The organism is Caballeronia sp. LZ065, assembly GCF_031450975.1.
In the GTDB taxonomy this organism is placed as follows: domain Bacteria; phylum Pseudomonadota; class Gammaproteobacteria; order Burkholderiales; family Burkholderiaceae; genus Caballeronia.
Map to the genome: position 1 here is coordinate 990309 of NZ_JARUXV010000004.1, position 25439 is coordinate 1015747.

The window sequence follows — 25439 nt, forward strand, 5'->3', positions numbered from 1 at the left end:
AAGGCGCTGCTTGCCACGGCGATTCAAGCCATTTTCACGCGCTCGATCTTGCCCATGAAGAACAGGTAGACCACAGCGGCAACGAGGCAATGCGCGGCGACGAAGTATAGTCCGGCCGTATAGCCGCCCGTCGCCTGGACGATGTAGCCGAAGACGATGGGGGTCACGATGCCGCCGATGTTGCCGATGCAGTTGAAGATCGCACCGGCGAGCCCGACGGCTTCGCGCGGCGCCGTATCGCTGACGATAGCCCAGGTGCCCGCGCCCGCCGCCGCGCCCTTGCCGAAGAAGGCCAGCGTCATCAGCAGGATGATCACGGCGTTGCTCTCGACGACCGCCGACAACACGAGACTGCACCCCAGCCCCATGCCGACGATGTACGGCGTCTTGCGCGCCCACGAGACACTCCAGCCGCGACGGATCAGCCAGTCCGAGATCGTGCCGCCCGCAATGCCGCCGACAAAGCCCGCGATGGCCGGAACCATCGTCGCGAAGCCGGCCTGCATGACGTTCATGCCGCGCGCCTGCACGAGGTAGATGGGAAACCAGGTGATGAAGAAATAGCTCAGCGCGATGGTGCAATACTGCCCGACATACGCGCACCACAGCATGCGATTGGCGAGCAGCATACGCATGACGCCACGTGAAAGCGGCGGACGCGCGTTGAGCGACTGCTTCGAATCGATATCGATCATCGCGCCGCCCGCGATGATGTGCTCGAGTTCGCCGCTGGACACGCGCGGATGGTTACGCGGCTCATGCATGACGACAGCCCACGCGCCCGCCGCCGCGATCCCGATCACGCCCAGCGCGATGAACGGCGCGGGCCAGCCGAACTGGGACGTGAGCCAGCCGGCGAACGGCGAGAAGATCGCCACGGCGAAATACGATGCCGAGGCGAACAGCGACGTCGCCAGCCCGCGTTCCTCCTTCGGAAACCACATGACCGCGACGCGGCCGTTGGCGGGAAAGCTGGGCGCCTCGATCAGCCCGAGTGCGAAACGCAGCGCGAACAGCAGGCTCAGCGCCACCGAAAGATCCGACGTGAAGTTGCCGATGAACCCGACCAGCATCGTGGCGATGGACCACAGGATCAGCGTCGCGCCGTACATGGTCTTGGTGCCGAAGCGGTCGAGCAGCAGACCGCCGGGAATTTGCCCGACGACATACGCCCAGCTGAACGCGGACAGCACGTAGCCCAGTTGCACGTGGTTCAGGCCGAACTCCTTCGAGATGCCGGGGCCGGCTATCGAGAGAATCGCGCGGTCCGCGTAGGCGACGGTCGCCAGCAGCAGGATCATCGCGAGAATCGAGTAACGCGTGCGCGTCGTGCGGGCCGTCGTGCCCGCTATATACTGGGTCGTCCGATCTGTTGCCACTGTCATCTCCTGTTTCCATGTCCCTGAAGCGGTCGCTTGAACGCGCCGCCCGTGCCCTTGTTCGAACTGCCGGGTCTTTTCGGGGTGGTGTGTTTAGTCGATTAAACCGGCGTGGTGCATGAGCGTCAATCTTGATTGATTCGATCAACGTGAAGAACTGGATCACGCAGGAAGAAGCCTGCGAAGCCCTCGGGGTGCGCAAGCAGACGCTGTACGCCTATGTCAGCCGCGGCCAGATCGAGGTGCGGGACGACCCGCAGCAGGCGAACCGCAACCTCTATCGCGCGACGGATATCGCCGGGTTGCTGAAGAAGCGCAGCCTCGGACGCGGCCGCAAGAAGATCGCGGCCAGCACCATGGCCTGGGGCGAGCCGATCATCGATACGCGCATCTCCACCATCGCACGCGGCACGCTCTATTACCGCGGCAGGGATGCGGTGCAACTGGCGGCATCGGCGAGTTTCGAGGACGCCGCGCAGCTGCTGTGGGACACGTCTGCGCCTCCGCACTTTCCTTCGTTCGAGCCGGTCGCGTTCGCCGGGCCCGCCGAAGCACGGGTCTATGCGGCACTGGCACATGACGCCGCCCGTCTCTCGCGTGACCATGCCGACCGCTTCGGCGAAGCCGCGCGGCTCGTGGGACTGCTCGCGAGTCAGTTCTACACGCCGCGTTCGGATGAAGGACCGCTGCACGAGCGCATCGCGGATGCGTGGGGCGTGCCGCGTCATGCCGATCTGTTGCGCCGCGTGCTCGTGCTGCTCGCCGATCAGGAGCTGACGAGTTCGTCGTTCGCGGCGCGTGTTGCGGCATCGACCGGGGCTTCATTGGGTGCGAGCATGATCGCCGGACTGGCCGCGTTCTCGGGACCGATGCACGGCAACGCCATCGTGCGCGTGCGCGCCTTCATGGACGACGCACAGCGCGCCGGCACCGAAACCGCCGTGCAGGAACGCATCGCGCGCGGCGAGCCGTTGCCGGGTTTCGGACACGAACTGTATCCGCAAGGCGACCCGCGCGCCGTCAATCTCCTGTCCGCCTTCGACGTGCCTCACGCCGCGCGCGAATTGATCGAATGCGTCGGACGCATGACGGGCACGCCGCCCGCCATCGACATCGCGCTCGCCGCGCTCGTCGAGCGTTGCAAGTTGCCGGAAGGCGCGGCGTTCGCGCTGTTCTCCATCGCGCGCAGCGTGGGCTGGATGGCGCATGCCATCGAACAGATCGAGGAAGGCACGCTGTTGCGGCCGCGCGCGCATTACATCGGGCCGGCCGTCGTCGATTGAAGCGGAAAGTCCCGCGTCAATACAAAACACCCCGAACGCCGGATCGGAATCCGGCCTTCGGGGTGTGCTTGCAGTTCAGGCTACGCTTAGAAGTCCGTCGTCATCGAGAGCAGCAAGGTCCGCGGCGCGCCCTGCGTCAGATAGCCGCCGATCGTCGAGGCCCAATACGACTTGTTCGCCACGTTGAGCACGCTGGCGCGGAAGGTCGTCGGCTTGCCGAACACCACGGTCGCATAGCGCGCGCCCAGGTCGAAGCGGTTCCAGTGCGGAATCGACAGCGTGTTGGTCGTGTTCAGATACTGCGAACCCGTGTAGATCCAGCGCGCCGTCAGCGTGAGGCCTTGCAGCATCGGCACGTCGTATTCCGCGTTCACGTTGAACATGAAAGTCGGCACGCCAATCGGCTTGTTGCCGTCCGTCGTCCCGCTGCCGGTGTCGAGCTGCGTCGCGTGGATGTACGTGCCGCCCGCGATCAGGCGTACGCCCTTCACCGGCTCGCCGAACACCGACGCCTCGATGCCGCGATGACGCTGCGTGCCGTCCGCGACGAAGAAGTTGGCCGCGTTCGTGAAGGTCAGCGGCTTCTCGATCTGGAATGCCGCGACCGTTGCGCCGTACTGGCCGTTGTCGTACTTCGCGCCGACTTCCCACTGCTTCGACTTCTCAGGCGGCAGCAGTTGTCCCGTGTTGGCCGCGGTGGACGGCGCCGAATCGCCGATGGTCAGCGCCTCGCTGCGGTTCGCGAACAAGGAGACGTTCTGCCACGGCTTCACCACGAGGCCGAACAGCGGCGTCGTGACCGAATCGTTGTACGCCTCGGTCTGCGTGCCCGTGTAGCTGAAATTGTTCGCGTGCAAGTCCTGATGACGCACGCCGACCGTGAACAGCACGCGGTCGTTCAGGAAGCCGAGCGTATCCGACACCGACACGCTGCGCAGCAGGCTCAGCGAGACGGTCTGCGGATCGCCGAGATCGCCCGCCGAACCGACGGTCGCCGGATAAGGCACGCGCGGCGTGTCGTAGATGCTCGACGGGAACGAGCCGCTGAACGTGTAGGCGGACATCGAGTCGACCCGCACGATCGACGCGCCTGCCGTCACGAAGTGCGACACCGGGCCGGTATTGAAGCGGCCGCGCACGCCGGCTTCTGCCGAGCTGCCGTCTTCCTTGTGCGGCACGCCGAGGCGCGACTGCGTGATGCCGTCCGCGTTGATGCTCGGCGACGCGTACTCGCCGTGCTCGTCCGTGTGGCGCATGCCACCGGCGACATAGGCGGTCCAGCCGGGCAGGAAGTCGTACTCGGCGCGCAGGATGCCGACCGTGTCCTCGATCGAGCTGTAGCCCCACGACTGGCCGTAGTTGTAGGTCGCGGCGGGCGGCGCCGGAACATAGTTGGCGTAGTCATAGACGGTAGAACGCCCGCCGTTGATGCGCTGCCGCTGATACAGGAAGTCGGCGTACAGACGCAGCTTGTCGCCGCGCCAGTCGAGCGAGACGGCCGTGGTGTTGTCGCGCCTGTGCTCGCCGTCGATCGCGGTTTCACCGTCGTGATTCGCCTGATTCACGCGAATGCCGAACTGGCCTTCGCTGCCGAAACGACGGCCCACGTCCACGTGCGCGCCAAACATGCCGGACGCTTCGCCGTCTACCGTCACGCGCGTGAGCGGCTTGTCGTCGGCACGCTTCAGTTGCAGGTTGATGCCGCCGCCCACCGCCGATCCGTTCGGCGACGCGCCGTTCAGGAACGCGTTGGCGCCCTTGAACAGATCGACGCGTTCGAGCGCATCGGTGGCCACGAGCTGGCGCGGCGTGATGCCGTACAGGCCGTTCAGCGAGATGTCGTCGCCCTGGAGTTCGAAGCCGCGGATCACATAGGTTTCGGCGAAGTTGCCGAAGCCGAACGCCGTGCGCACCGACGGATCGTTCGCCAGCACGTCGCCGATCGTGCGCGCCTGCTGGTCCTCGATCAGCTTCGAGGTGTACGTCGTCATGCTGAACGGCATGTCGAGGTTCTTCTGCTTGCCGAGCACGCCGTAATCGGCGCCGCGCGCGACCTGGCCGCCGGCGAAGGTCGGCGAGAGATCGCCGGGCAGTTGTTCCTTGCTTGCCTGCACCTTGACGGCCGGCAGCGCGCTGTCCTGCGGCGCGGCGGCTGCGGCGCCGGTGCTGCCGGTGCTGCTGGTATCAGCCGATTGCGCGTGAGCCGACAGGGAGAAAACCATCGCCACGGCGGCGACGATCGCGGCGCTGCGCCAGCGCAGGCGTGGCCTGCGAGGTGTTGGAACGGAATGCGGACATGAATCAGGAAAGGGCGTCGATGAAGGTCGGTCTTCCGTCCCGGGGCATGCTCTGGAATCCGGGCGGCATTGTTCTGCGTCGCAAGACCGGTCGCGCACGAGGCGCGACGGATGAGACTGGTGTTGTGCGCCGGATTATAGAGTGAATGCGAGTCGTTATCATTTATTGGTTGCGCGATTTGCATCCGCGCAACATTCGACTCGGCAGGAACTACCGTGTCGAGCTTTATTCGAGGGTTCGGCGCTGGCTTGGAGAGTGTCGCCAGCGCTTAAAAGTTCAGGAAGCGACTGAGCGGCCGCGCGCCGCCCGGTCGCTGGACGCCGCCGATTGCCGGCGTGCGGCGCGCTTGCGGATCCAGATCATCAGGCCGGTGATGCTCAGCACCGCTACTGCGATCCCCACTGCGGTGATGAGAATGCGCCCGCCGATGCCCACAATCCGCCCGGAATGCAACGGAAACTGCGCCTGCATGAAGATGTCGCCGGCCGAGCCGCGTCCGGGAATGGTCGAACCGGCCAACGCGCCCGTCTGCGCGTTGTAATAGAGCCAGGCGTTGCCCAGGCCCATATCGCCATGATCATGGCCCGGCGCGAAGAAGCCGACGCCATACGCCTTGAACATCGGTGCGTAGTAGAGCGCGCCCATCGGCTGGGTGAGGTTTTGGCGTTGCGCGTCCTGTGCGGCCTTCTGGAGAATCTGTTCGCGCGTGGCCAGCGGCTGGCCGGGCGGGCCGGCGCGCACCAGCGCGGGGTTGTCGAGGAACGACGGCGAGAGCTTCGAGAACGCCGAGACGACCGGACGCACCACCGGCTCGGAGAGGTTCATCGAGATGGAGGTCAGCGCCATCATCAACAGCAGGCCCCAGATCCAGACGCCGCCGGAGCGGTGCAGGTCGAAGGTCAGCGCGTAGCCGCCGCGCTTCACGCGGAAGGCAAACGATTTGCGCCAAGCCTTCACGCTCGGGAACGACAGGATCAGCGCGATGCCGCTGTCGAAGAACCACAGGATCCCGACGATACCGAGCAGCCAGGTGCCCACGTCGATCCCGCCGACGAACGGCAGATGCAGCGTGTAATGCAGCTTGTAGAGGAACGGCATCAGGTCGATGCGCGCGAGCGACACGGCGCCCCACATGCGCTGCGCCTGCACCTGGCCGGTTGCCGGATCGACGGCGATCTGGTTGTACGCGACATCGAACGGCGCATGGGTGGCCGGATTCGTGCGCGGCATGACCATCATCTGCGCGGTGTGACCCGGCTCGATGCCGAGCGGCATGTAGGTCACTTCCACGCGCGGATCGGCGGCTTCGACGCGGCGCGCGAGTTCGAGCGGCGGCAGCGCCGGGCCGTCCGTGCGGGCGTGGAAGAACGCGGGATTGAGCCACGCGTCGATTTCGTGATCCCACGCGATGATGGCGCCCGTGAGGCCCGAGACGAACAGGAACAGCGCGGTGGCAACGCCAAGCCAGCGATGCAGGCGAACCATGACCGGCCTCATGCCTGCGGGCCCTCGAAACAACGGTCGTGCGCGATGGGATTCATCGAAATCTTGCGACGTAAATAGGAATTGTTCGCAAGTTTATCGACGACAAGCCTGATTCACAAGGCTTTCGTAAGGTACTGAAGAAATTTTCGTGGCGTACGCCGCGCGTGAAACCCGTGCTGCGCCGCCCGATACCTCAATGACCTTCCGGAAACAGCGCTGCCTGAACCATCGCGCGTGCCGCGGCGTGCCTGTCCGCCAGGAATTCGTCGCGGTTCTTGCCTGCGATCCACATCGGGGCGCGGCCACGGCCGCTCCAGGTGGCGCCGCTGACCGGATCGCGATATTTCACTGAAGGTTCGGACGCCGGGGTTTGCTCGGTGTGCTCGGACGGTTCCGAAACCGTCTTTCGTCCCATCAATTCGGCCAGCGAAATGCCGTATTCGCGCATTTTCTGCACGATTTCCCGCAATACATGCTGAGTTTCCTTTTCTTTCGCTTCGGCCAGTTGTTGGTCCAGGGCTTCTTGCTGCGCCCTCAGTTTGGCGATTTCAACGCTTTGATATGCCATGGTCTTCTTGAAGATTCGCCGCGTTCCGGCGACTGTTGTGTTGTGTTCGGCGTTCGAAATTCTACGACATTCGCGCATGGACTTCGAACACCCCTCCGGCGCACGTCAGGCGAGCTCGAGAAAGTTGCGCACCACGGACGAGGGATCGTCGCGCCGGGACGCGATAGCCAGCCGCGCCCGCAAGCCGCGCGCCAGCAGCGGCCGATACACCACGCCTCGCACGCGCACCTGCGTGATCGATTTCGGCACGATGGAAATGCCCAGCCCCGCCGCCACCAGTGTCACCGCCGACGCCATCTGCGGCGCGGGCTGCGCCAGTTGCGGCTGGAAGCCCGCGGCGGCGCACGCGGTGACGATGTCGTCGAACAGCGTGCCGCCCGCGACGCGCGGCACTTGCACGAAGGGCTCGTCGGCGAGATCGGCCAGCGCGATGCGCGTCTTCGACGCCAGCCGGTGCGCGACCGGCAGCGCCACCAGCATCGGTTCCTCGCGCCAGTCGCTTTGCAGCAGCGAATCGGCGACACGCCGCACCGGCCGAATGATGCCGACGTCCAGCTGACCCGCTTCGAGCAGGTCCAGCAGCACGCCCGAGGCCGCCTCGTGCAGCGCCAGTTCGGCTTCGGGATAGCGTTCGCGAAAGCGCCGGATCAGACCCGAGACGTGTTCATTGAACGCGGCGGTGCCGGTGAAGCCGACCCGCAGATGGCCGGTTTCCCCGCGCGCGGCACGCTGCGCCGCCCGCGCTGCGCGCTGGGCGTCGTCCAGCACGCGCCGCGCTTCGTCCGCGAAGACTCTTCCGGCCTGCGTGAGTTCGGCGCCCCGCGCGCTGCGCTTGAACAGCTCCACGTTGAGCTCCTGTTCGAGCGCCTTGATCTGCTGGCTGAGCGGCGGCTGGCCGATGCCCAGCTGCTCGGCCGCCTTGGTGAAATTCGACGCCTCGGCAACGGCGAGGAAATAGCGTAAGTGGCGAAGCTCCATTCTTTCCGGTTCCAGATGCCGCTTCAGGGTGCAGGGTCAGTGCTGAAACATATCGCTGCCCATACTTTCATATATTGGACATATGGCTCGACATTGGCAAGAATGAAGTCAACTTTCTTCTTCAAGCAATCAGGCGATGTCCTCCCCTTCCCTCACATCCCCGGTGGATGGCACGCGGCGCGACGCGCCCTCGAACGGCATCCTGCCCAGTTCGTCCGCTTACCGGCGCATCGCGCTCGCGCTGTTTCTCGCCGGCTTCTCCACGTTCTCGTTGCTGTACTGCGTGCAACCGTTGCTTCCCGCGTTCGCGCGCGAATTCGGCATCGGCGCGGCGGCGAGTTCGCTGTCGCTGTCGCTCTCCACCGGCTTCCTCGCGGTGTCCATCCTGTGCGCAGGCGCGCTGTCCGAACGCGTCGGGCGGCGCGGGCTGATGTTCGTATCGATGACCTCGGCGGCGCTGTTCAACCTGCTGGCCGCCAGTGCGTCAAGCTGGGATCTGATGCTCGTCTGGCGCGCGCTGGAAGGCTTCACGCTCGGCGGCGTGCCGGCCGTCGCCATGGCCTATCTCGCCGAGGAAATCGCGCCTGAAGGACTCGGCTTCGCGATGGGTCTCTATGTGGGCGGAACGGCCTTCGGCGGGATGATCGGACGGATCGGCATGAGCGCGCTGGAGCAATATTTCTCGTGGCGCACGGCGATGTCGACGATCGGCGTCATCGATCTGCTCGCCGCCCTCGCCTTCGTGATGCTGCTGCCGCCTTCACGGCGCTTCGTCAAGCGCACCGATCTGACGCTGCGGCATCACCTGCGGCTGTGGCAGGCGCAACTGCTGCACACGCGTCTTCCGTTCGTCTTCGCGATCGGCTTCCTCGTGATGGGCGCATTCGTGACGGTCTACAACTACGCCGGTTTCCGCCTCATCGCGCCGCCCTTCAATCTCGACTCGACCCAGTGCGGGCTCATCTTCGGCGCGTATCTGTTCGGCATGGTGTCGTCGTCGAGCGCGGGCGCGCTGGCCGACAAACTGGGCCGCGCGCCGGTGCTCATCAGCGGCGTGGTGGTGCTCGCCGCCGGACTGGCGCTGACGCTGTCGGCGTCGCTGATGGCGGTCATCGCGGGCATCGTGCTCGTGACGATTGGCTTCTTCATCACGCATTCGGTCGCGAGCAGCTGGGTCGGACGGATGGCCGGCTCGGCGAAAGGTCACGCGGCCTCGCTCTATCTGCTGGCGTATTACCTCGGGTCGAGCGTGCTCGGGTCGATCGGCGGCGCATTCTGGCAGCACGGCGCATGGCCCGCCGTGGCGGCCTATGTTGCCGTGCTGCTCGCGCTGTGCCTGTGCGTGGCGCTGCGCGTCATTCGACAGCCCGCCGAAGCGTGATTGACGCGCATCATGCGGACAACGGCCTGACGAGCGGCCGCGCGATGCGCAGATAGTCGGCGCAAGCGAGCAGCATCGAGCGGTCGAGCCGGCCTGCGTTGAACGCGATTTCATCGAAGCGTTCGATCAGTTCCGGATCCACGATCAACTTCACCGCAGGCGAGAACGAAAACGGCGGTATCGCGCCGATCACGCAGCCGGTCTCGCGCTGCGCTTCTTCCGGTGTGGCGAGCGTGGCCTTCCTGATGCCCGCTGCCGTCGCCACCTTTTTGAAGTCCAGCTTACGGTCGCCGGGGAGAATGGCCAGGATCATCTGGCCGTCTGCGTCCTTGCTCTTGCAGAGCATGGCCTTGGCGCCTTGTCCGGGCTCCGTGCCGCGCAACGCCGCGACGAGGTCGCAACGCCCTTCCTCCGGATGCTCGAGCACGCGATAGCGCGCGCCCTCCCGCTCCAGCGTGTCGATCAGCTGATCGAACGGCGTATTCACCGCGGACGTAGCCATCACGCCGCCGCCAGCGAGCAGAAACGTTCCAGGTCGATGTTGCCGCCGCTGATGATCACGCCCACGCGCTTGCCCGCAAGCTGCTCGCGCAGGTTCAGCGCAGCGGCAAGGCCGAGACAGCCGGTCGGCTCCACCAACATCTTCATGCGCGTGGCGAAGAACTTCATCGCTTCGACCAGATCGGCATCCGACGCGGTGAGGATGTCGTTCACATCGCGTTTGATGATCCCGAAGGTGAGGTGCCCGAGATGCTGCGTCTGCGCGCCGTCGGCGATGGTGACCGGCGTATCGATATGGACGATTTCGCCCGTGCGGAAGGAACGCTGTCCGTCATTGCCCGCTTCGGGCTCGACGCCATGCAGCACGCATTGCGGCGCCAGCGCACGCGTGGCCAGCGCCGTGCCGGACAGCAGGCCGCCACCGCCGAGCGGCACGAACAGGTGATCCAGCGCGCCGGTCTCCTCGAACAGTTCCCGGGCCGCCGTGCCCTGTCCCGACAGGATGTCCGGGTGATCGTAAGGGGGAATCAGCGTGAGACCGTTTTCTTCCGCGAGCCGGCGGCCGATCGCTTCGCGGTCTTCCTTGTAGCGGTCGTAAGCGACGACCTGCGCGCCATAGCCCTTGGTGGCGGCGACCTTCGCGGCGGGTGCATCGTGCTGCATGACGATGGTGGCCGGAATATTCAGCAACTGCGCGGACAGCGCGATGCCCTGTGCGTGATTGCCTGACGAAAACGCCACCACGCCGGCCTTGCGCTGCTCGGCCGAAAACTTCGACAACGCATTGAACGCGCCGCGAAACTTGAACGCGCCCATGCGCTGGAAGTTCTCGCACTTGAAGAAGAACTCGGCGCCGGTCAGCGCATTGAGCGTGCGGGAAGTCAGAACCGGCGTGCGATGCGCGACGCCCGCAATACGCGAGGCGGCGGCCTCGACGTCGGCGTAGGTGGGGAGGCTTGGGGTCGTCATGTCGGAGATGCCATGAAAAGAGTGGGCCAGAGTCACGCGACGCACGGCACGTCACGATTTCGTGCTCTCGCCGCGCATTTTCAACATTATGTCTATTTTTGTACAAAAAATCAATGCGCGCGACGGCTTGAAATGGCATGCTTTGTACTCGTTGACGCAACGCGACACGACCGACCCGTCCAGACACCATGACCCAAGCCAAACTCAACGTCGAACAGCGGACCATTCTCGAACAGGTCAAGCAGATCGCCGCGGGTCTGGGCGAAACCCTGGCGCCGTTCACCGAGGTCGTCGTGCATGACCTGCGCTCGCCGAAGCACGCGGTGCTCGCCATTCACAACAATCTGTCGGGCCGCAAGGTCGGCGATCCGGCAACGGAACTGGGCCTCGCGCGCATCGCCGACGACGCCTATCCGCAGATTCTCGCGAACTACGCCAACCGTTTCGCGGACGGCCGGCAAGCCAAGAGCACGTCGATCGGGATCAAGGATTCGGATGGCCGCTACATTGCGGCGCTGTGCCTGAATGTCGATGTCACGCTATTCCGCAGCCTGACGAACATGCTGGAACAGTTTTCGTCGCTCGGGACGGACGGCGTGAGGGAATCGCTGGATCCGTCCAGCGCGGATTCGCTGCGCGAGCGCATCGACCGCTTCGCCGTGAGCCAGGCGACCACGCCGCAGGCCCTGCGCGCCGACCAGCGCCGCGCGCTGATGCAGGCGCTGAAACAGGAAGGCTTCCTGGATTTGCGACGGTCGATGGAAACGGTCGCGCAACATCTCGGCGTGTCGCGCGCGACCGTTTATAACGACGCCAAGTAAAGCAAGCGGGTGCGTCAGCCCGCGTATCCGGCGCCGACTTCTTCGAGATGGTGCGCCAGGCGTCGCGGCGCGCGGCCGATCAGCGATTCGAGATGATCGGTCACGATGGAAAGATTGCCCGCCCGGGTTTCCACATCGGCCGACACGAGGACATCGACAAATACATCCGGCACGCCGGCCGCTTTCAGGCCCGCAGCGAGCTGTTCGTCCGATACGTCCACAACCGCCAGCGCCTTGCCCGTCGCCCGCCGCGCGAGTTCGGCGATCTCTTCGCGGTTCAGCGCTTCCGCGCCCGTCAACGTGTATGTGTGGCGCCCGGCGTCCGGCGTGGCGAGCGCGGCCGCGATGGCCTCAGCGATGTCCTCCCGCGCCACATAGGACGTTCTGCCACCGCGCGCAGCCGAATGCCACGCGCCGCTCGCGAACGCGCCGGGCAGCGCCATGTGCAAGTTTTCCTGATACCAGCCGTTGCGGAAAATCGCGTACGGCAGGCCAGTCTCTTTGATGGCCCGTTCGGTTTCGAGATGATCCGGCGCGAAGCTCAACAGCGAACTGTCCGGATTGGGAAGCGACGTATAGGCAAGCCGTCCGGCACCCGCCGCGACCGCCGCCGCCACTGCATTGCGATGCTGCTTCTGTCGCGTATCGCCGCCGTCGAGCGCATCGGTCGAGATGATGAGCACGGTGCCGGCGCCTTCGAAGGCATCGGTCAGGCCGGCTGGATCGTCGAAGTCGGCGCGGCGGACGTCGATGTTCAGCGCGGCGAGATCGGCGAGCTTGTCCGGGCTGCGGCTACCCGCGATGATGCGCTCCGGCCCGACGCCGTGCGCCAGCAGATGCTTGATGACCAGCCGTCCAAGTTGACCGGCTGCACCGGTCACGAAAATCGTATCGCTCATAGTCCTGCCTCATTCCGGGTGATACTCTCAATTTGAGAGCGCCTCGATGATCGGGCGTCGATCGTCTTCCGTAAAGAAGGCAGTTTTTGAGGAGATAGGCACCGAATGGGAACCACCAAGGCCGCCCCCAGCGCAGTCAAGACGATGCTGGATGCCGCGCGAACCGAGTTCGGCGATGTATCGAACTGTCCGGTGAGAGATGTCATCGACGTGATCGACGGACGATGGACTTCATTGCTGATGATGGCGCTGGCCGAGCAGCCGTACCGCTTCGGCGAACTGCGGCGGCTCGTGCCGGATATCTCGCAGCGCATGCTGACGCAGACGCTGCACGAGCTTCAGCGCGACGGCTATGTCCACCGTGAGGTGTTCCCGACCAAACCGCCCGGCGTCGAATACAGCCTGACTGAACTGGGCCGCTCGATGTACGCCGCGCTGCATGTGCTGCTGCGCTGGGCCAACGAGAATCATGCGGCGGTCAAGGCGGCGCGCGAGGTCTTCGATGCGGCGAGGCAATCCGCGTAGCGGCCCTTCAGCCGCCCAAGACAGCGCGTACGAGCGCGAGCCCGCCGAAGATCCCGACGAAACCGAGCAACAGCGTGCCGCCAACATAGAACATGACGGACAGCACGTCGCCGCGCTCCCAGAGCAGCGCGGTTTCGAGCGAGAAGGTGGAATACGTGGTGAAGCCGCCGATGATGCCCGTGGTCAGGAACAGGCGCACGCTCTGATCCGCGTGGCCGCGCAGCGCGAACCAGCCGGCCACCAGGCCCATGGCGAACGAGCCGAGGACGTTGATGCCGAGCGTTCCATACGGAAATGACGGACCGAAGAGCGCGAGGGACGCTCGCCCGGCCAGGTGCCGCGCCATCGAGCCGAGGCCGCCGCCGACAAAGACCAGAACGAGGGAAAGAAGCGATTGCACGAGGACACTCCTGTCGGACGTGCGCGCACCCTTGCAGGCAACGAGGCCGCGCAACGCAATTCAACAGGAGTCATCAGCCGGACGGCGGTTATCGGGGGTACCCCATCCCCATCGAGCGAGACTTTAGCATCTCTTCCGGCAACGTTGCGGCCTTCCCATGCCGCGCCTGACACTCCATGACATGACTCGCCGGAAACGCTTGTCCCCCAAGCCACGCGGGGTCGAGCGAACGCGCTGACATGCGGTGAAATAGTTTGCGCGTGGATTTTGATCAGGCCGCTCGCCACAATGGGTTCATTCGCAATCCACCCACCAAGGCGAACCATCATGGAACTGGAACTGCTTGGAAAAATCTCGCTGTACGCGATGGGCGTTGTGCTCACCGCATCGCTGCTTGAAGCGCTCGTCCTGCACTTCAAGCACAAAGGCACCGACCGCGCCTTCGACTGGCATGAAGCCTGGCTCTCTCTTGCCGATCTCGTCGGCCGCAAGCTGCTCGCGTTCGTGCCGATCTCGCTGGCCACGCCGGTCTTCAACTTCGCATGGGAACACCGGATCCATACGGTTACGAGCAACACGGTGCTCACGATCTTCCTGCTCTTCATCGGCCAGGAATTCTGCTACTACTGGTACCACCGCGCCTCGCACACGATCCGCTTCTTCTGGGCGAATCACGCCGTGCATCATTCGCCGAATCAGTTGACGCTGTCTTCAGCCTACCGTCTCGGCTGGTTGACGAAGATTGCCGGTTCGGCGCTGTTCTTCACCCCGCTCGTGTGGTTTGGCGTGAAACCCGACGTGGTGCTGGCGGTGGTGTCCATCAACCTGCTGTATCAGTTCTGGCTGCACGCCACCTGGATTCCGAAACTCGGCTGGCTCGAATACGTGCTCAATACGCCTTCGGCGCACCGTGTTCACCACGCCTCGAATGCAACCTACCTCGATGCCAACTTCGGCGGCGTGCTGATTGTCTTCGACCGGCTATTCGGCACCTATGTGGAGGAACGCGCCGAGGAACCCTGCGTCTACGGCCTCACGACACCGACGACTTCGCATAACCCGATCGTCGTGGAACTGGAGCACTGGGCGAGTCTCGTGAAGGATGTGGTGCAGGCGAAGAGCATCTCCGATGCAATCGGCTTCGTGCTGCGTCCTCCCGGCTGGCTGCCGAACGGCGCAGGGCACACGACGGAAGAACTTCAGAAGCGCTCCAGGGCGCTGGAACACACGAACGCCTGAGCACGGGTGACAGACTGACAGCGCGGCACCGGCACAACGTGGGCGGAACGCATGTTCCGCCCACGTTGCATTTCGGCGGCGAAGCTTAGAACGTGATCGACTGGCTGCTCACTTCCTTGCCGTTGACGAAAATGGCCGAGCTTGAGCTACCGGTGATGCCCGTGGCCGGCGCAGTGGTGGAACTGGGAACGGTCGGCACTTCGATGATGGTTGTCGTGGTGGACTGCTTCCGCGCGCCGCCGGCAACCTGGGCCAGGCCCAAAGCGTTTCGTTCGATCTTGATCATGTTTTTACTCCTTAGTCAGATAAACACGGCCGATATGCCGTTGACCCGAAACTCGGGATCTTTTTGCCTCCACACTCTTGATCGTTCAGGAACTCGAAGCATCAGGAATGTGAATTCATTGTAAGGTGCAAGTCGAACGATTAACTTCGTGAAAACTCTCAAAAAACCCCGTGTTTTTATGTCATTTCGTTATCCAACGCAATTCTCGAAGTGATCGGAAACCGCCTATTGTTAGTGCCGTGCGAGTCTGCTAAATCAGCTCGACCCGGCGTGTTCAAGCGCGTTTGCGTATCGTTGCCGCCGCCACACCCGCCGCCGCGAATGCACACATCGCGGAAAGCAGTGCGACAGCGCGCAGGCCATCGGCAATGGCATCGGCCTGCGTGCCGCCCGCGCGCAACACGGCGTCGCGCGACCATACGAACGCAATGCCGAGCACGGCAATCGCCAGCAGGCCCGCCACGCGCGCCACCGCGTTGTTGATGCCTGACGCGATACCCGCGCGCCCGCCCGGCACCGACGCCATCACGGTGGTCGTCAACGGCGCGACGGTGATCGTCATGCCGAGCCCGAGTACCACGAGCGCGGGAAAAAATCCCCCCCAATAACTGGCCGGCGCGAATCGCAGCGCCAGCATCACAAAACCAGTGCCCGCGATGCACGGCCCCACGGTCAGCAACGCCCGCGCGCCATGGCGGCCCGTCAGCCCGCCCGTGAAGCGCGACAGCAGGCCGATGATGAGCGGCATCGGCAGGAGGGCGGCGCCGGCTTGTGCCGCGCTGAATCCATAGGCGCGAATCAGCGTGAACGGCAGGAAGAACAGCACGCCGCCCAACCCGAAGTAGAGCAGCAAGGTGACGACGTTGGCGCCGGAGAAATCGCGGGAATGGAAGATGTCGAGGGGAATCATCGGATCGCGGCTTCTTGCCTCGATGACCAGGAACACGGCGAGCAACAGCACGCCCGCGCCGATCATGCCGAGCACCCGCGCAGCGCTGAACCCGTGCGCGGGCGCTTCGGTCAGCCCGTAGGTCAGCGCGGCAAGTCCTGCGGCCGCGCTCGCCGCGCCTGGCCAGTCCAGCGTCGACGGCGCGTCGGCCTTCTGGCTGTCGGGCACCGAAAGCCATGCCAGCAGGATCGTCACGGCGGCCAGCGGCAGGTTGAGGAAGAAGATCGCGCGCCAGGAGAACGCATCGACGAGCCAGCCGCCCGCCGCCGGACCCACCGACGATGTAATCGCGCCCACGCCCGCCCACGTGCCGATCGCGCGGCCGCGCTCGGCGCCGTCGAACACGGCGCCGATGATCGCGAGACTGCTCGGCACCAGCAGCGCGGCGCCGATTCCCTGCACCGCGCGCGCTGCGATGAGCCAGCCCGTGTCCGGCGCGAAGCCGCACGCCGCCGACGCCGCCGTGAACAGCGCGATGCCGGCGACGAAGATCGTGCGCCGTCCGAGCTTGTCGCCGAGCGAACCGCCGACCAGCACGAGCGCGCCGAGGAACAGCAGGTACGCGTTCACGACCCACTGCATCGCCGCGATGCTCGCGCCGAGTTCGGTCTGGATCGACGGCAAGGCGACGTTCACGACCGAGCCGTCGATGAACGCCATGCTCGACCCGAGAATCGTGGCGGACAAGGCGAGCCGTTTGCGGGTACACGGCGCGTCGTTGGCGCACGGCTGCACGCGGATGATGCCTTCGTCGCAAGGACTCGCCTGTGCTGCGACCGCGTGCGGACGTTCGCGGTTTTCGCGGACTTCAGAGCGTGCGCTGGCCAAGATGCCTTCCTCGTCGGGTGGACACCGCTCAAGTAGAGGCCAAAGCCGCGTGTATGTCCACGTCGGGAACGGGGTTGGCAAGGCCAAATGATAATGGTTATCATTGACCCACCCGAGTACGCAGACGCAAGGTCGACGCAAAGGGCGATGGAACAGGAGCCCTCGCCATGTATCAGCAGATTGCCGACCTCTCATCGGACACGTCCGTTCCCTGCCAGCCGACCCTCGCGCTGTGGGAAGCCGAAATGCGTCAGGCCGTCCAGGCCGAGCGCGACGGACGCGCCGCACTGGCGCTCGCCGGTTACGAGCGGGCGTTGTCGATTGCGCATCGGCTGGTCGAAGCGCCGCCCGCCGGCCGCGTGGACGATTGCCTCGCCGCGCTGGTCGTCGCGCATCACAATCTCGCGGACCTGCATGTCGCGCAAGGCGCGCTCGATCGCGCGGCGCCCTTGCTATGCCGCGCTCACGCCCTCCTGACCGCACTCACGCAGGCCGCCGACCGGCCCGCATCGATGCGCCAGGCCGCACTGCGTCACAGCCGCGAAACCTATGTCGCGCTGATTCGCCATCTCGCCCGTCACGGGCCGCATCCGCTCATTACACGCGCCATCGCCGACGGCGACGCCGCGCTTCACCCCAGCCACCCCGCGCGGCACTGATCCCCACTTCGAACCGAAAGGAGCAATCGATGCCTTACACCCTGCCTCCCCTGCCTTATGCCTTCGACGCACTGGAACCGAACATCGACGCCCGCACGATGGAGGTTCATCACACGAAGCATCACCAGACCTACGTGAACAACCTCAACGCGGCGCTGGAGAAGTCCGACCGCAAGGACGAGCCGGTTGAAAGCCTGATCGCGGATATCGACGCGTTGCCGGAAGCGCTGCGCGGGCCCGTGCGCAACAACGGCGGCGGCCACGCGAACCACAGCCTGTTCTGGACCGTGATGTCGCCGAAGGGCGGCGGCACGCCGGACGGCGAACTGGCCCAAGCGATCGACTCGGATCTGGGCGGTTTCGATACCTTCAAGGAAGCCTTCACGAAGGCCGCACTGACGCGCTTCGGCAGCGGCTGGGCGTGGCTCGAAGTCGACCAGCAAGGCAAGCTCGCGGTCAGCAGCACGGCGAATCAGGACAATCCGCTGATGAGCGGCATCGCATCGGGCAATACGCCGATTCTCGGCCTCGATGTCTGGGAACACGCCTATTACCTGAAATACGAGAATCGCCGGCCGGAATACATTGCGGCTTTCTATAACGTGATCAACTGGCCTGAGGTTGCGCGGCGCTATGCCGAAGGGCGCGGCAAATAGCCGGTTCTTTCAGGGACACTGACGCCGGGAATGGAGAGAATCAGAAACCCCGGCGCATCAGGAAGGTCAATCCTTTCTCATGCTCGTGATTGACGCCGAGTTGCGGATTGGCCTGAAAATGCCAGTCGTCTTCATCGCTGGCGAAATCGTTGCGCGTTTTACCGGAATTGCCGAGCGAATAGGCAGGCAATGCCTGCGGATATTGCCGATCCACGGTATTCGGATCGACGAGACTGACACCCGCGCCCGACAAGGCCGCCGTGCCTGCATGTTTCGCGGAAACGCCGTAAGAGAAGTGGGCATGCACGGTTCGAACGGTGCGCACGCCGGCGGTTGAAACCACGGCCGGATAAGGAAAGAACACCATGCCTGCGGCGGCTCGTTCCAGAGGAAACAAGCGGGCCTGCTCATTGGCTGAAACCAGACCGCTGGCTATCGTCACGACGCCGGCGATCCAGATGTTCCGGAAAACGCGTGTCATTGAATGCCTGTGAAAGGCTGAGAATGGAATCCCACACTCGGCATTCGATGATACGTCCATCAGCAGTACGGATACTGTCGATGATTACCCTCGTGGTAAATCGGCCACTTATCGAAATGGCTGGCTGCGCAAATTCGAATTGAAGCCTGAGGCCCGCTGCAAAGTTTCCGCGTTATTCCGTGCCGCCATTCAGCGCGACGCGCCGGAAAAAATGCCCGAGCACACTCTGCGCGAATTCCGCCGGCACGGATTGCGGATCCGACGAATAAAAGAACTGCACGCCGTCGCACAGGGCAATCAGTCCGAGCGCCATTTGCCCGGCGGGCATGCTCAACGGCGTGCCCACCCGCTCGGAAAACGCCTCGATGTATTCCGTCGTGGTTTGCCTGAGCTCGCGCATCAGCGCGTTGAAGCTGGTGCGAAAAGCGGCGTCGCGGCTCGCATGAAGCTTCGCCTCGACCCACAGCAGGAAGCAGGCATTGTCCTGATAGCACTCGCTGTAGTACTGGAGCACGCGCGCTTCCAGGTCCGCGCGCGACGCCTTGCCGTCCTCGAAAATGGTCGAGAGGTGCGCCATGGTCGTGTCGTGATCGCGCTTGAGCACTTCCAGCAGCAACTGCGCCTTGCTGTCGAAATTTGAATAGAACGCGCCGCGCGTATAGCCCGCCTCGGCGGCCACGTCCTCGACGCTCGCCGCGCCGAAACCCTTCCTCGTGAAAACGGCTTGCGCAGCGTCCAGCAAACGCTGGCGCGTCTGGTCACGGCTCTGTTCACGGGTGAGTCGCACGGGTTTCATGGTCCGAAGTGTAGCATCGGCCGGCTTACACATTCGGCTTTGCATTCAGATACATGTGTGTATTAGAATCCACGGCAGTCTCTTTTCGGGATGACCAGAGCCCTTTCCGGGCGGCCCTGACAGACACATGGAATAAGCCATCCGTCGCGACAGGTTTCTACGGACATCCCGGCTCTTTCCGGCTTTTGCTTCGCCACCAAGCGGCGCGCTTCGTTCGTTGCGGCACGCGCGCACTCATGCCCCGACGGGCGCCGAGGTTCCTGTGAAGCGCTTCTCCTTGACCACGCCGGCCTTCTCGCGCGCGGCAGCCGTTCCGATCATCTGCACGGCCCTCTGCGTCACGCTCGCCGCCTGTCAGCGCCATGAAAGCGCCGCGCCCGCGCCCCGTCCCGTGGTCGCGGTCGAAGCCCAAGCGGATAACGCCGCGCCGCTTGCCACGCTGCCCGGTCAAGTGCAGACACGCTATTCGACGCCGCTGTCCTTCCGCATCAACGGCAAGATTCTCGAGCGGCGTGTGCGTATCGGCGATACGGTGAAGGCCGGACAGACCGTCGCCCGACTCGATTCCGCCGATGTCGAAAAGAACAGCGCCAGCGCCCGTGCGCAACTCGACGCCGCCTCGCATCAACTCGTCTACGCCCAGCAGCAGCTCGACCGCGACCGCGCCCAGGCCGCTGAAAACCTGATCGCGCCCGCGCAGCTCGAACAGACGCAGAACGCCTATGCGTCGGCGCTGGCGCAGCGCAATCAGGCGCAACAGCAGGCCGCGCTCGCCGGCGACCAGCTGCGCTATGCGACGCTCGCCGCGGATCACGCCGGTGTCATCACCGCCGAGCAGGCCGACACCGGCCAGAACGTCAACGCGGGCCAGGCCGTCTATACGCTGGCATGGAGCGGCGATATCGACGTGATCTGCGACGTCCCCGAATCCGCGCTCGGCGCTTTTGCGGTCGGCCATGAAGCGGACGTGAAGCTCACCGCGCTCCCCACGAGCACCTTCAAGGCGCGCGTGCGCGAACTCTCCCCGGCCGCCGACACGCAGAGCCACACCTGGCGCGCGAAGCTCACGCTCGAAGCGCCGACGCCGGAAGTCCGGCTCGGCATGACGGCCGACATCGCGTTCACCCCGGCGCAGGCGGCCGGCGGCGCGTTCACGCTGCCATCGACGGCCCTGTTCCACGACAACGGTCACCCCGCCGTATGGGTCGTGACGAAACCCGGCAACGCACTCGAACTGCGGCGCGTGGAGATCGCGCGCTTCGGCGAACGCACCGTGACGGTGGCGAGCGGCATCCAGGCGGGCGAGCGCGTCGTGTGGCAAGGCGTGCATACCGTCTCGGCGGGCGAAAAGGTGCGCGTGGTCGCGCCCTTGCATCCCGAGGACTTCGCTTCATGAGCGCGCGCGACTCCACGTCCGGCGAAGACGCCGCGCAGCGCCACGAGGAAGGCCGTTTCAATCTGTCGGCATGGGCGCTGCGGCATCGCGCGCTGGTGATCTTTCTGATCGCGATGTCGACGCTCTTCGGCATCCTCTCGTACACGCGCCTCGCGCAGTCGGAAGATCCGCCGTTCACGTTCCGCGTCATGGTCATCCGCACCTTCTGGCCGGGTGCGACCGCGCGTCAGGTGCAGGAGGAAGTGACCGACCGCATCGCGCGCAAGCTGCAGGAGACGCCGTACACGGACTTCATGCGCAGCTACTCGCGCCCCGGCGAATCGCTGCTGTTCTTCCAGATGAAGGACTCGGCGCCCGCGAAGGACGTACCCGAGGAGTGGTATCAGATCCGCAAGAAGGTCGGCGATATCGCCGCGACGCTGCCGCCCGGCGTACAGGGCCCGTTCTTCAACGACGAGTTCGGCGACGTCTATACCAACATCTTCGCGCTCGAAGGCGACGGCTTCTCGCCCGCACAACTGCACGACTACGCCGATTCGCTGCGCACCGTGCTGCTGCGCGTGCCGGGTGTCGCGAAGGTGGACTATTTCGGCGACCAGGAAGAGCGCATCTACATCGAGATTCCGAACACGACGCTCACGCGTCTGTCGCTCTCGCCGCAGCAGATCGCGCAGGCCATCGACGGACAGAACGCCGTCGCGCCCGCCGGCGTGATGAACACGCCGAACGACCGCGTGTTCGTGCGCCCGAGCGGCCAGTTCAAGAGCATCGACGCGCTTGCCGACACGCTCATCGCGGTGAATGGCCGCTCGTTCCGGCTCGGCGACATCGCGAAGATCACGCGCGGCTACGTGGATCCGCCCGCCACGCAAATGCGTTCGGCCGGTGCGCCGGTGCTGGGCATCGGCGTGACGATGCAGCCCGGCGAGGACGTCGTGCGTCTCGGCAAGTCGCTCGATGCCGAGATGACGAAGTTGCGTGCGCAACTACCCGCGGGGCTGAAGCTCACCGAAGTCTCCAGCATGCCGCATGCGGTGTCGCATTCCGTCGATGACTTCCTCGAAGCCGTCGCGGAAGCGGTCATCATCGTGTTGATCGTGAGCCTGGTGTCGCTCGGCGTGCGCACGGGCATGGTCGTCGTGATCTCGATTCCCATCGTGCTCGCCGTCACTGCGCTCTTCATGTATCTGTTCGACATCGGCTTGCACAAGGTCTCGTTGGGCACGCTGATTCTGGCGCTCGGCCTGCTCGTGGACGACGCGATCATCGCCGTCGAGATGATGGCCGTGAAGCTCGAACAGGGCTGGAACCGCACGCGCGCGGCGGCCTACGCGTACACCAGCACCGCGTTCCCGATGCTGACCGGCACGCTCGTCACGGTCGCCGGCTTTCTGCCGATCGCGCTCGCCAAGTCGAGCACCGGCGAATACACGCGTTCGATCTTCGAAGTCTCGGCCATTGCGCTGATCGCGTCGTGGCTGGCGGCGGTCGTGCTGATTCCGCTGCTGGGCTACAAGCTGCTGCCCGAGCGCAAGAAGGAAGCGCATCTGCCCGACGATCACGAGCACGACATCTACGACACGAAGTTCTATGGCCGCCTGCGCCGCTGGGTGGGCTGGTGCGTGCGGCGGCGCTTCGTGGTGCTGGCGGTCACGGTGGTGCTGTTCGTCATCGCGATGGCGGGCTTCACGCTCGTGCCGCAACAGTTCTTCCCGAGCTCCGACCGCCCCGAGCTGCTGATCGACGTGCGCTTGCAGGAAGGCGCGTCGTTCGATGCCACCTTGCGCGAAGCGAAACGCCTCGAAACGGCGCTGAAGGGCCGCGCGGAAATCGATCATGTCGTGAGCTTCGTCGGTACCGGCGCGCCGCGCTTCTATCTGCCGCTCGACCAGCAACTGCCGACGCCGAACTTCGCGCAATTCGTCGTTACCGCGAAATCGGTGGAGGCGCGCGAGCAACTGGCGCGCTGGCTCGATCCGATGCTGCGCGAGCGCTTCCCGGCCGTGCGCACACGCCTTTCGCGCCTGGAGAACGGGCCGCCGGTCGGCTATCCGGTGCAGTTCCGCGTCAGCGGCGACGATATCGGCACGGTGCGGCACATTGCCGAACAGGTGGCCGCCGACATGCGCGCCGACACGCGCACCACCAACGTCCAGTTCGATTGGGACGAGCCGTCGGAGCGCTCGGTGCGCTTCCAAGTGGATCAGCAGAAGGCGCGCGCGGCGGGCGTCACGTCGCAGGACATCGCCAGCTTCCTCGCGATGACGCAAAGCGGCACGACCGTCACGCAGTATCGCGAGCGCGACAAGCTGATTGGCGTCGATCTGCGCGCGCCGCGCGAGGAACGCGTGGATCCGGCGCGCCTCGCCACGCTCGCGATGCCGACGCCGAACGGGCCGGTGCCGCTGGGCGCGCTGGGTCGCGTCGTCGATACGCTCGAATACGGCGTGATCTGGGAACGCGACCGGCAGCCGACCCTGACCGTGCAGTCCGATGTAACGGGCACGGCGCAAGGCATCGACGTGACGAAGTCCATCGACGGCAAGCTCGACGCCATTCGCCGCGCGCTGCCGGTGGGCTATCGCATCGAGGTGGGCGGACCGGTGGAGGAAAGCGGCAAGGGCCAGGCGTCGATCAACGCGCAGATTCCAGTGATGGTGATCGTCGTGCTGACGCTGCTGATGATCCAGTTGCAGAGCTTCTCGCGCGTGATGATGGTCGTGCTCACCGCGCCGCTCGGGCTGATCGGCGTGGTCGTCACGCTGCTCGCCTTCGGCAAGCCGTTCGGTTTCGTCGCGATGCTCGGTGTGATCGCCATGTTCGGCATCATCATGCGCAACTCGGTGATCCTCGTGGATCAGATCGAGCAGGACATTGCCTCGGGCCACAAGCGTTTCGACGCCATCATCGGCGCGACCGTCCGACGTTTCCGCCCGATCACGCTGACCGCCGCAGCCGCCGTGCTCGCGCTGATCCCGCTTCTGCGCAGCAACTTTTTCGGCCCGATGGCCACCGCGCTGATGGGCGGCATCACGAGCGCGACCGTGCTTACCCTGTTCTACCTGCCCGCGCTGTATGCCGCGTGGTTCCGCGTGAAGCTCGACGAACGCGAGGGAGCTTCATCATGAACCGCACATGTACGCTGATCTTCGCCGCGAGCGCCGCGCTCGCCGGCTGTGCGTTCGGCCCGGACGGCAAGCCGCCCGCGATGCCCACGCCGGCGCATTACGGCGCCCAACCGCAAGCTGATGCCACCGTGACCGCAGAGGGCGCGTCGCAGCGTTTCGTCGCGGGCGCGCGGCCGGTGCCCGAGTGGTGGAAGGCGTATCGCTCGGCGACGCTGAACGCGCTCGTCGATGAAGGCCTGCGCAACAGCCCGAGTCTCGCCGCGGCGGACAAGACGCTCGTGGCGGCGCGCGAGCAATTGCGGGCGCAAGTCGGCTCGTCGCTGTTGCCGTCCATCGATGTGGGGGGACAGGCCACGCGCCAGCGCGCCCTCACCATCCCCGACTTCGGCCCGCCCACCGCGCTGTACAACCTCTTCGTCGGACAGATCCAGGCGCAGTACACCTTCGACCTGTTCGGCGCGGCGCGCTTCGCGAACGCGTCGCTGGCGGCGCAGGTCGACCAGCAGGCCTTCCAGCTCGACGCCGCGCGGCGCGCGCTCGCGGCGAACATCGTGACGGGCGCGATCGGCGCGGCCTCGCTGCATGCGCAGATCGACATCACGGAACGGCTCATCGCGCTCGCGGGCGACGATGCCCACGACGCCGAGCGCCGCTATGCGCTCGGATCGGCCTCGCGCGCCGACATGCTCACGGCCCAGCAGAACGCGGCCTCGCTCGCGGCGCAGTTGCCCGGCTTGCGCGCGCAATGGCTCGCGAACCGTCATGCGCTGGCCGTGCTGCTCGGACGAACGCCCGACCGCGCCCCCGACGATCTCGATCTCGCCAGCCTCACCGTGCCGCCCGACGTGCCGCTCGTGCTGCCTTCGGAACTGCTGCAAACGCGCCCCGACATCCAGGCCGCCGACGCCGCGTTGAAGGCGGCCGCCGCGCAAGTGGGCGTCGCGACGGCGCAGCTGTTTCCGAGTCTGTCGATATCGGCGTCGATGGGCCGGGGCGGCTTCAGCTGGCCGACGGCGCTGTCCGGCGCGGGCGCGTTGTGGAGTATCGGCGCTTCGCTGTCGGCGCCGATCTTTCACGGCGGCGCGTTGTTCGCGCAGCGGCGCGCGGCCATCGCCACGTATGACGCCGCCGTCGAGCAATACAAGCAGACGGTGCTGGCCGCCTTCCGCAACGTCGCGGATACGCTGGCGGCGCTGGAAAACGACGCCGAGGCGCTCGCCTTCGCGGACAGCGCGAGCAGCAAGGCGCGCGACGCATCGGCCGATGCGCTCGCGCGCGTGCGGCTCGGCGCCATTCCGCCTCGCGCCGCGCGCGGCAGCGAGCAGCAGTCTCTGAACGCGCGCCTGACCGCGATCCAGGCCGGCAGCGCGCGCATGAGTGACACGGCCGCGCTGTTCCAGGCGATGGGTTCGCCGCTCGCAGCGGCGCAAAACGTGACGAATATGGACGCTAACGCTCTAAAGTAAAACGAATCTTCTCCGTAAACAGTTTGAAAGCATAGGATTTGCTCGCGAGCGCGAATCCGCGTCAACCC

23 protein-coding genes and 1 riboswitch are annotated in these 25439 nt (G+C 65.2%); of the genes, 10 read left to right on the forward strand and 13 right to left on the reverse strand.

Going from position 1 to position 25439, the window contains the following annotated elements:
• Positions 1 to 23: 23 nt before the first annotated feature.
• Complete coding sequence (locus tag QCE63_RS31085; protein WP_309838399.1) at positions 24 to 1379, reverse strand: MFS transporter; 1356 nt, start codon at positions 1377 to 1379, stop codon at positions 24 to 26.
• Positions 1380 to 1510: 131 nt separating this feature from the next.
• On the opposite strand from QCE63_RS31085, the gene QCE63_RS31090 reads away from it, so the two are divergent.
• The gene (locus QCE63_RS31090; protein ID WP_309838401.1) at positions 1511 to 2662 is read left to right on the forward strand and encodes a citrate synthase family protein; all 1152 of its coding nucleotides are present in this window, start codon (positions 1511 to 1513) and stop codon (positions 2660 to 2662) included.
• 86 nt (positions 2663 to 2748) lie between these two features.
• Here the strand turns inward: QCE63_RS31090 and QCE63_RS31095 are convergent, their stop codons facing one another.
• From QCE63_RS31095 to QCE63_RS31110, 4 genes are all read right to left on the reverse strand, one after another.
• Complete coding sequence (locus QCE63_RS31095; RefSeq protein WP_309838403.1) at positions 2749 to 4884, reverse strand: TonB-dependent siderophore receptor; 2136 nt, start codon at positions 4882 to 4884, stop codon at positions 2749 to 2751.
• 352 nt (positions 4885 to 5236) lie between these two features.
• On the reverse strand, positions 5237 to 6457 hold the full coding sequence (locus tag QCE63_RS31100; RefSeq protein ID WP_309838405.1) for a PepSY-associated TM helix domain-containing protein: 1221 nt from the start codon (positions 6455 to 6457) through the stop codon (positions 5237 to 5239).
• 181 nt (positions 6458 to 6638) lie between these two features.
• Positions 6639 to 7013 (reverse strand): H-NS histone family protein, encoded by a 375-nt coding sequence (locus QCE63_RS31105; protein ID WP_309838408.1) that lies wholly within the window; start codon positions 7011 to 7013, stop codon positions 6639 to 6641.
• 105 nt (positions 7014 to 7118) lie between these two features.
• A complete protein-coding gene (locus tag QCE63_RS31110) occupies positions 7119 to 7991 on the reverse strand; it encodes a LysR family transcriptional regulator (RefSeq protein WP_309838410.1) in 873 nt (290 codons plus the stop codon).
• 136 nt (positions 7992 to 8127) lie between these two features.
• Here QCE63_RS31110 and QCE63_RS31115 point away from each other — a divergent pair, with 136 nt between their 5' ends.
• Positions 8128 to 9372, forward strand: coding sequence for an MFS transporter (locus QCE63_RS31115; protein WP_309838413.1), 1245 nt, complete (start codon positions 8128 to 8130; stop codon positions 9370 to 9372).
• A gap of 10 nt (positions 9373 to 9382) precedes the next feature.
• Here the strand turns inward: QCE63_RS31115 and QCE63_RS31120 are convergent, their stop codons facing one another.
• Positions 9383 to 9874 carry a YbaK/prolyl-tRNA synthetase associated domain-containing protein gene (locus tag QCE63_RS31120; RefSeq protein ID WP_309838415.1) on the reverse strand — a complete coding sequence of 164 codons (492 nt, stop codon included), beginning with the start codon at positions 9872 to 9874 and terminating at the stop codon, positions 9383 to 9385.
• The gene (locus QCE63_RS31125) at positions 9874 to 10842 is read right to left on the reverse strand and encodes a threo-3-hydroxy-L-aspartate ammonia-lyase (RefSeq protein ID WP_309838417.1); all 969 of its coding nucleotides are present in this window, start codon (positions 10840 to 10842) and stop codon (positions 9874 to 9876) included. The genes QCE63_RS31120 and QCE63_RS31125 overlap by 1 nt, the downstream gene beginning before the upstream one ends.
• A 188-nt stretch (positions 10843 to 11030) precedes the next feature.
• On the opposite strand from QCE63_RS31125, the gene QCE63_RS31130 reads away from it, so the two are divergent.
• A complete protein-coding gene (locus QCE63_RS31130; RefSeq protein WP_309838420.1) occupies positions 11031 to 11663 on the forward strand; it encodes a PAS domain-containing protein in 633 nt (210 codons plus the stop codon).
• Between the two features lie 14 nt (positions 11664 to 11677).
• Here QCE63_RS31130 and QCE63_RS31135 read toward each other — a convergent pair whose 3' ends face one another.
• Positions 11678 to 12562 (reverse strand): NAD(P)H-binding protein, encoded by an 885-nt coding sequence (locus QCE63_RS31135; protein ID WP_309838422.1) that lies wholly within the window; start codon positions 12560 to 12562, stop codon positions 11678 to 11680.
• Positions 12563 to 12667: 105 nt separating this feature from the next.
• Between QCE63_RS31135 and QCE63_RS31140 the strand changes: the two genes are divergently transcribed.
• Positions 12668 to 13087, forward strand: a complete 420-nt coding sequence (locus QCE63_RS31140) for a helix-turn-helix domain-containing protein (protein WP_309838425.1) — start codon at positions 12668 to 12670, stop codon at positions 13085 to 13087.
• 7 nt (positions 13088 to 13094) lie between these two features.
• On the opposite strand, the gene crcB is transcribed toward QCE63_RS31140, so the two are convergent.
• Entirely contained in the window at positions 13095 to 13487 is a 393-nt protein-coding gene (crcB, locus tag QCE63_RS31145) for a fluoride efflux transporter CrcB (RefSeq protein WP_309838426.1), read from the reverse strand.
• A 57-nt stretch (positions 13488 to 13544) separates the two neighbouring features.
• Positions 13545 to 13606, reverse strand: a riboswitch (Fluoride riboswitch).
• Between the two features lie 208 nt (positions 13607 to 13814).
• Here crcB and QCE63_RS31150 point away from each other — a divergent pair.
• Positions 13815 to 14726, forward strand: a complete 912-nt coding sequence (locus QCE63_RS31150) for a sterol desaturase family protein (RefSeq protein ID WP_309838428.1) — start codon at positions 13815 to 13817, stop codon at positions 14724 to 14726.
• Positions 14727 to 14811: 85 nt separating this feature from the next.
• Here QCE63_RS31150 and QCE63_RS31155 read toward each other — a convergent pair whose 3' ends face one another.
• Both QCE63_RS31155 and QCE63_RS31160 read right to left on the reverse strand, forming a co-directional pair.
• On the reverse strand, positions 14812 to 15012 hold the full coding sequence (locus QCE63_RS31155) for a hypothetical protein (protein ID WP_309838429.1): 201 nt from the start codon (positions 15010 to 15012) through the stop codon (positions 14812 to 14814).
• Positions 15013 to 15286: 274 nt separating this feature from the next.
• Positions 15287 to 16789, reverse strand: coding sequence for an MFS transporter (locus tag QCE63_RS31160; protein ID WP_309838431.1), 1503 nt, complete (start codon positions 16787 to 16789; stop codon positions 15287 to 15289).
• Between the two features lie 167 nt (positions 16790 to 16956).
• On the opposite strand from QCE63_RS31160, the gene QCE63_RS31165 reads away from it, so the two are divergent.
• Positions 16957 to 17448 carry a hypothetical protein gene (locus QCE63_RS31165; RefSeq protein WP_309838433.1) on the forward strand — a complete coding sequence of 164 codons (492 nt, stop codon included), beginning with the start codon at positions 16957 to 16959 and terminating at the stop codon, positions 17446 to 17448.
• Between the two features lie 29 nt (positions 17449 to 17477).
• Positions 17478 to 18104 (forward strand): superoxide dismutase, encoded by a 627-nt coding sequence (locus tag QCE63_RS31170; RefSeq protein WP_309838435.1) that lies wholly within the window; start codon positions 17478 to 17480, stop codon positions 18102 to 18104.
• Positions 18105 to 18144: 40 nt separating this feature from the next.
• On the opposite strand, the gene QCE63_RS31175 is transcribed toward QCE63_RS31170, so the two are convergent.
• Positions 18145 to 18645 carry a hypothetical protein gene (locus QCE63_RS31175; RefSeq protein WP_309838437.1) on the reverse strand — a complete coding sequence of 167 codons (501 nt, stop codon included), beginning with the start codon at positions 18643 to 18645 and terminating at the stop codon, positions 18145 to 18147.
• 112 nt (positions 18646 to 18757) lie between these two features.
• Entirely contained in the window at positions 18758 to 19381 is a 624-nt protein-coding gene (locus QCE63_RS31180; RefSeq protein WP_309838439.1) for a TetR/AcrR family transcriptional regulator, read from the reverse strand.
• A 316-nt stretch (positions 19382 to 19697) separates the two neighbouring features.
• Here QCE63_RS31180 and QCE63_RS31185 point away from each other — a divergent pair, with 316 nt between their 5' ends.
• Genes QCE63_RS31185 through QCE63_RS31195 form a run of 3 tightly spaced genes read left to right on the forward strand, consistent with a single transcriptional unit; the run spans position 19698 to position 25371 of the window.
• A complete protein-coding gene (locus QCE63_RS31185) occupies positions 19698 to 20777 on the forward strand; it encodes an efflux RND transporter periplasmic adaptor subunit (protein WP_404990234.1) in 1080 nt (359 codons plus the stop codon).
• A complete protein-coding gene (locus tag QCE63_RS31190) occupies positions 20774 to 23905 on the forward strand; it encodes an efflux RND transporter permease subunit (protein WP_309838441.1) in 3132 nt (1043 codons plus the stop codon). The genes QCE63_RS31185 and QCE63_RS31190 overlap by 4 nt, the downstream gene beginning before the upstream one ends.
• Positions 23902 to 25371 (forward strand): efflux transporter outer membrane subunit, encoded by a 1470-nt coding sequence (locus tag QCE63_RS31195; RefSeq protein ID WP_309838444.1) that lies wholly within the window; start codon positions 23902 to 23904, stop codon positions 25369 to 25371. Before QCE63_RS31190 ends, QCE63_RS31195 begins: the two co-directional genes overlap by 4 nt.
• The last annotated feature ends 68 nt before the right edge of the window (positions 25372 to 25439 follow it).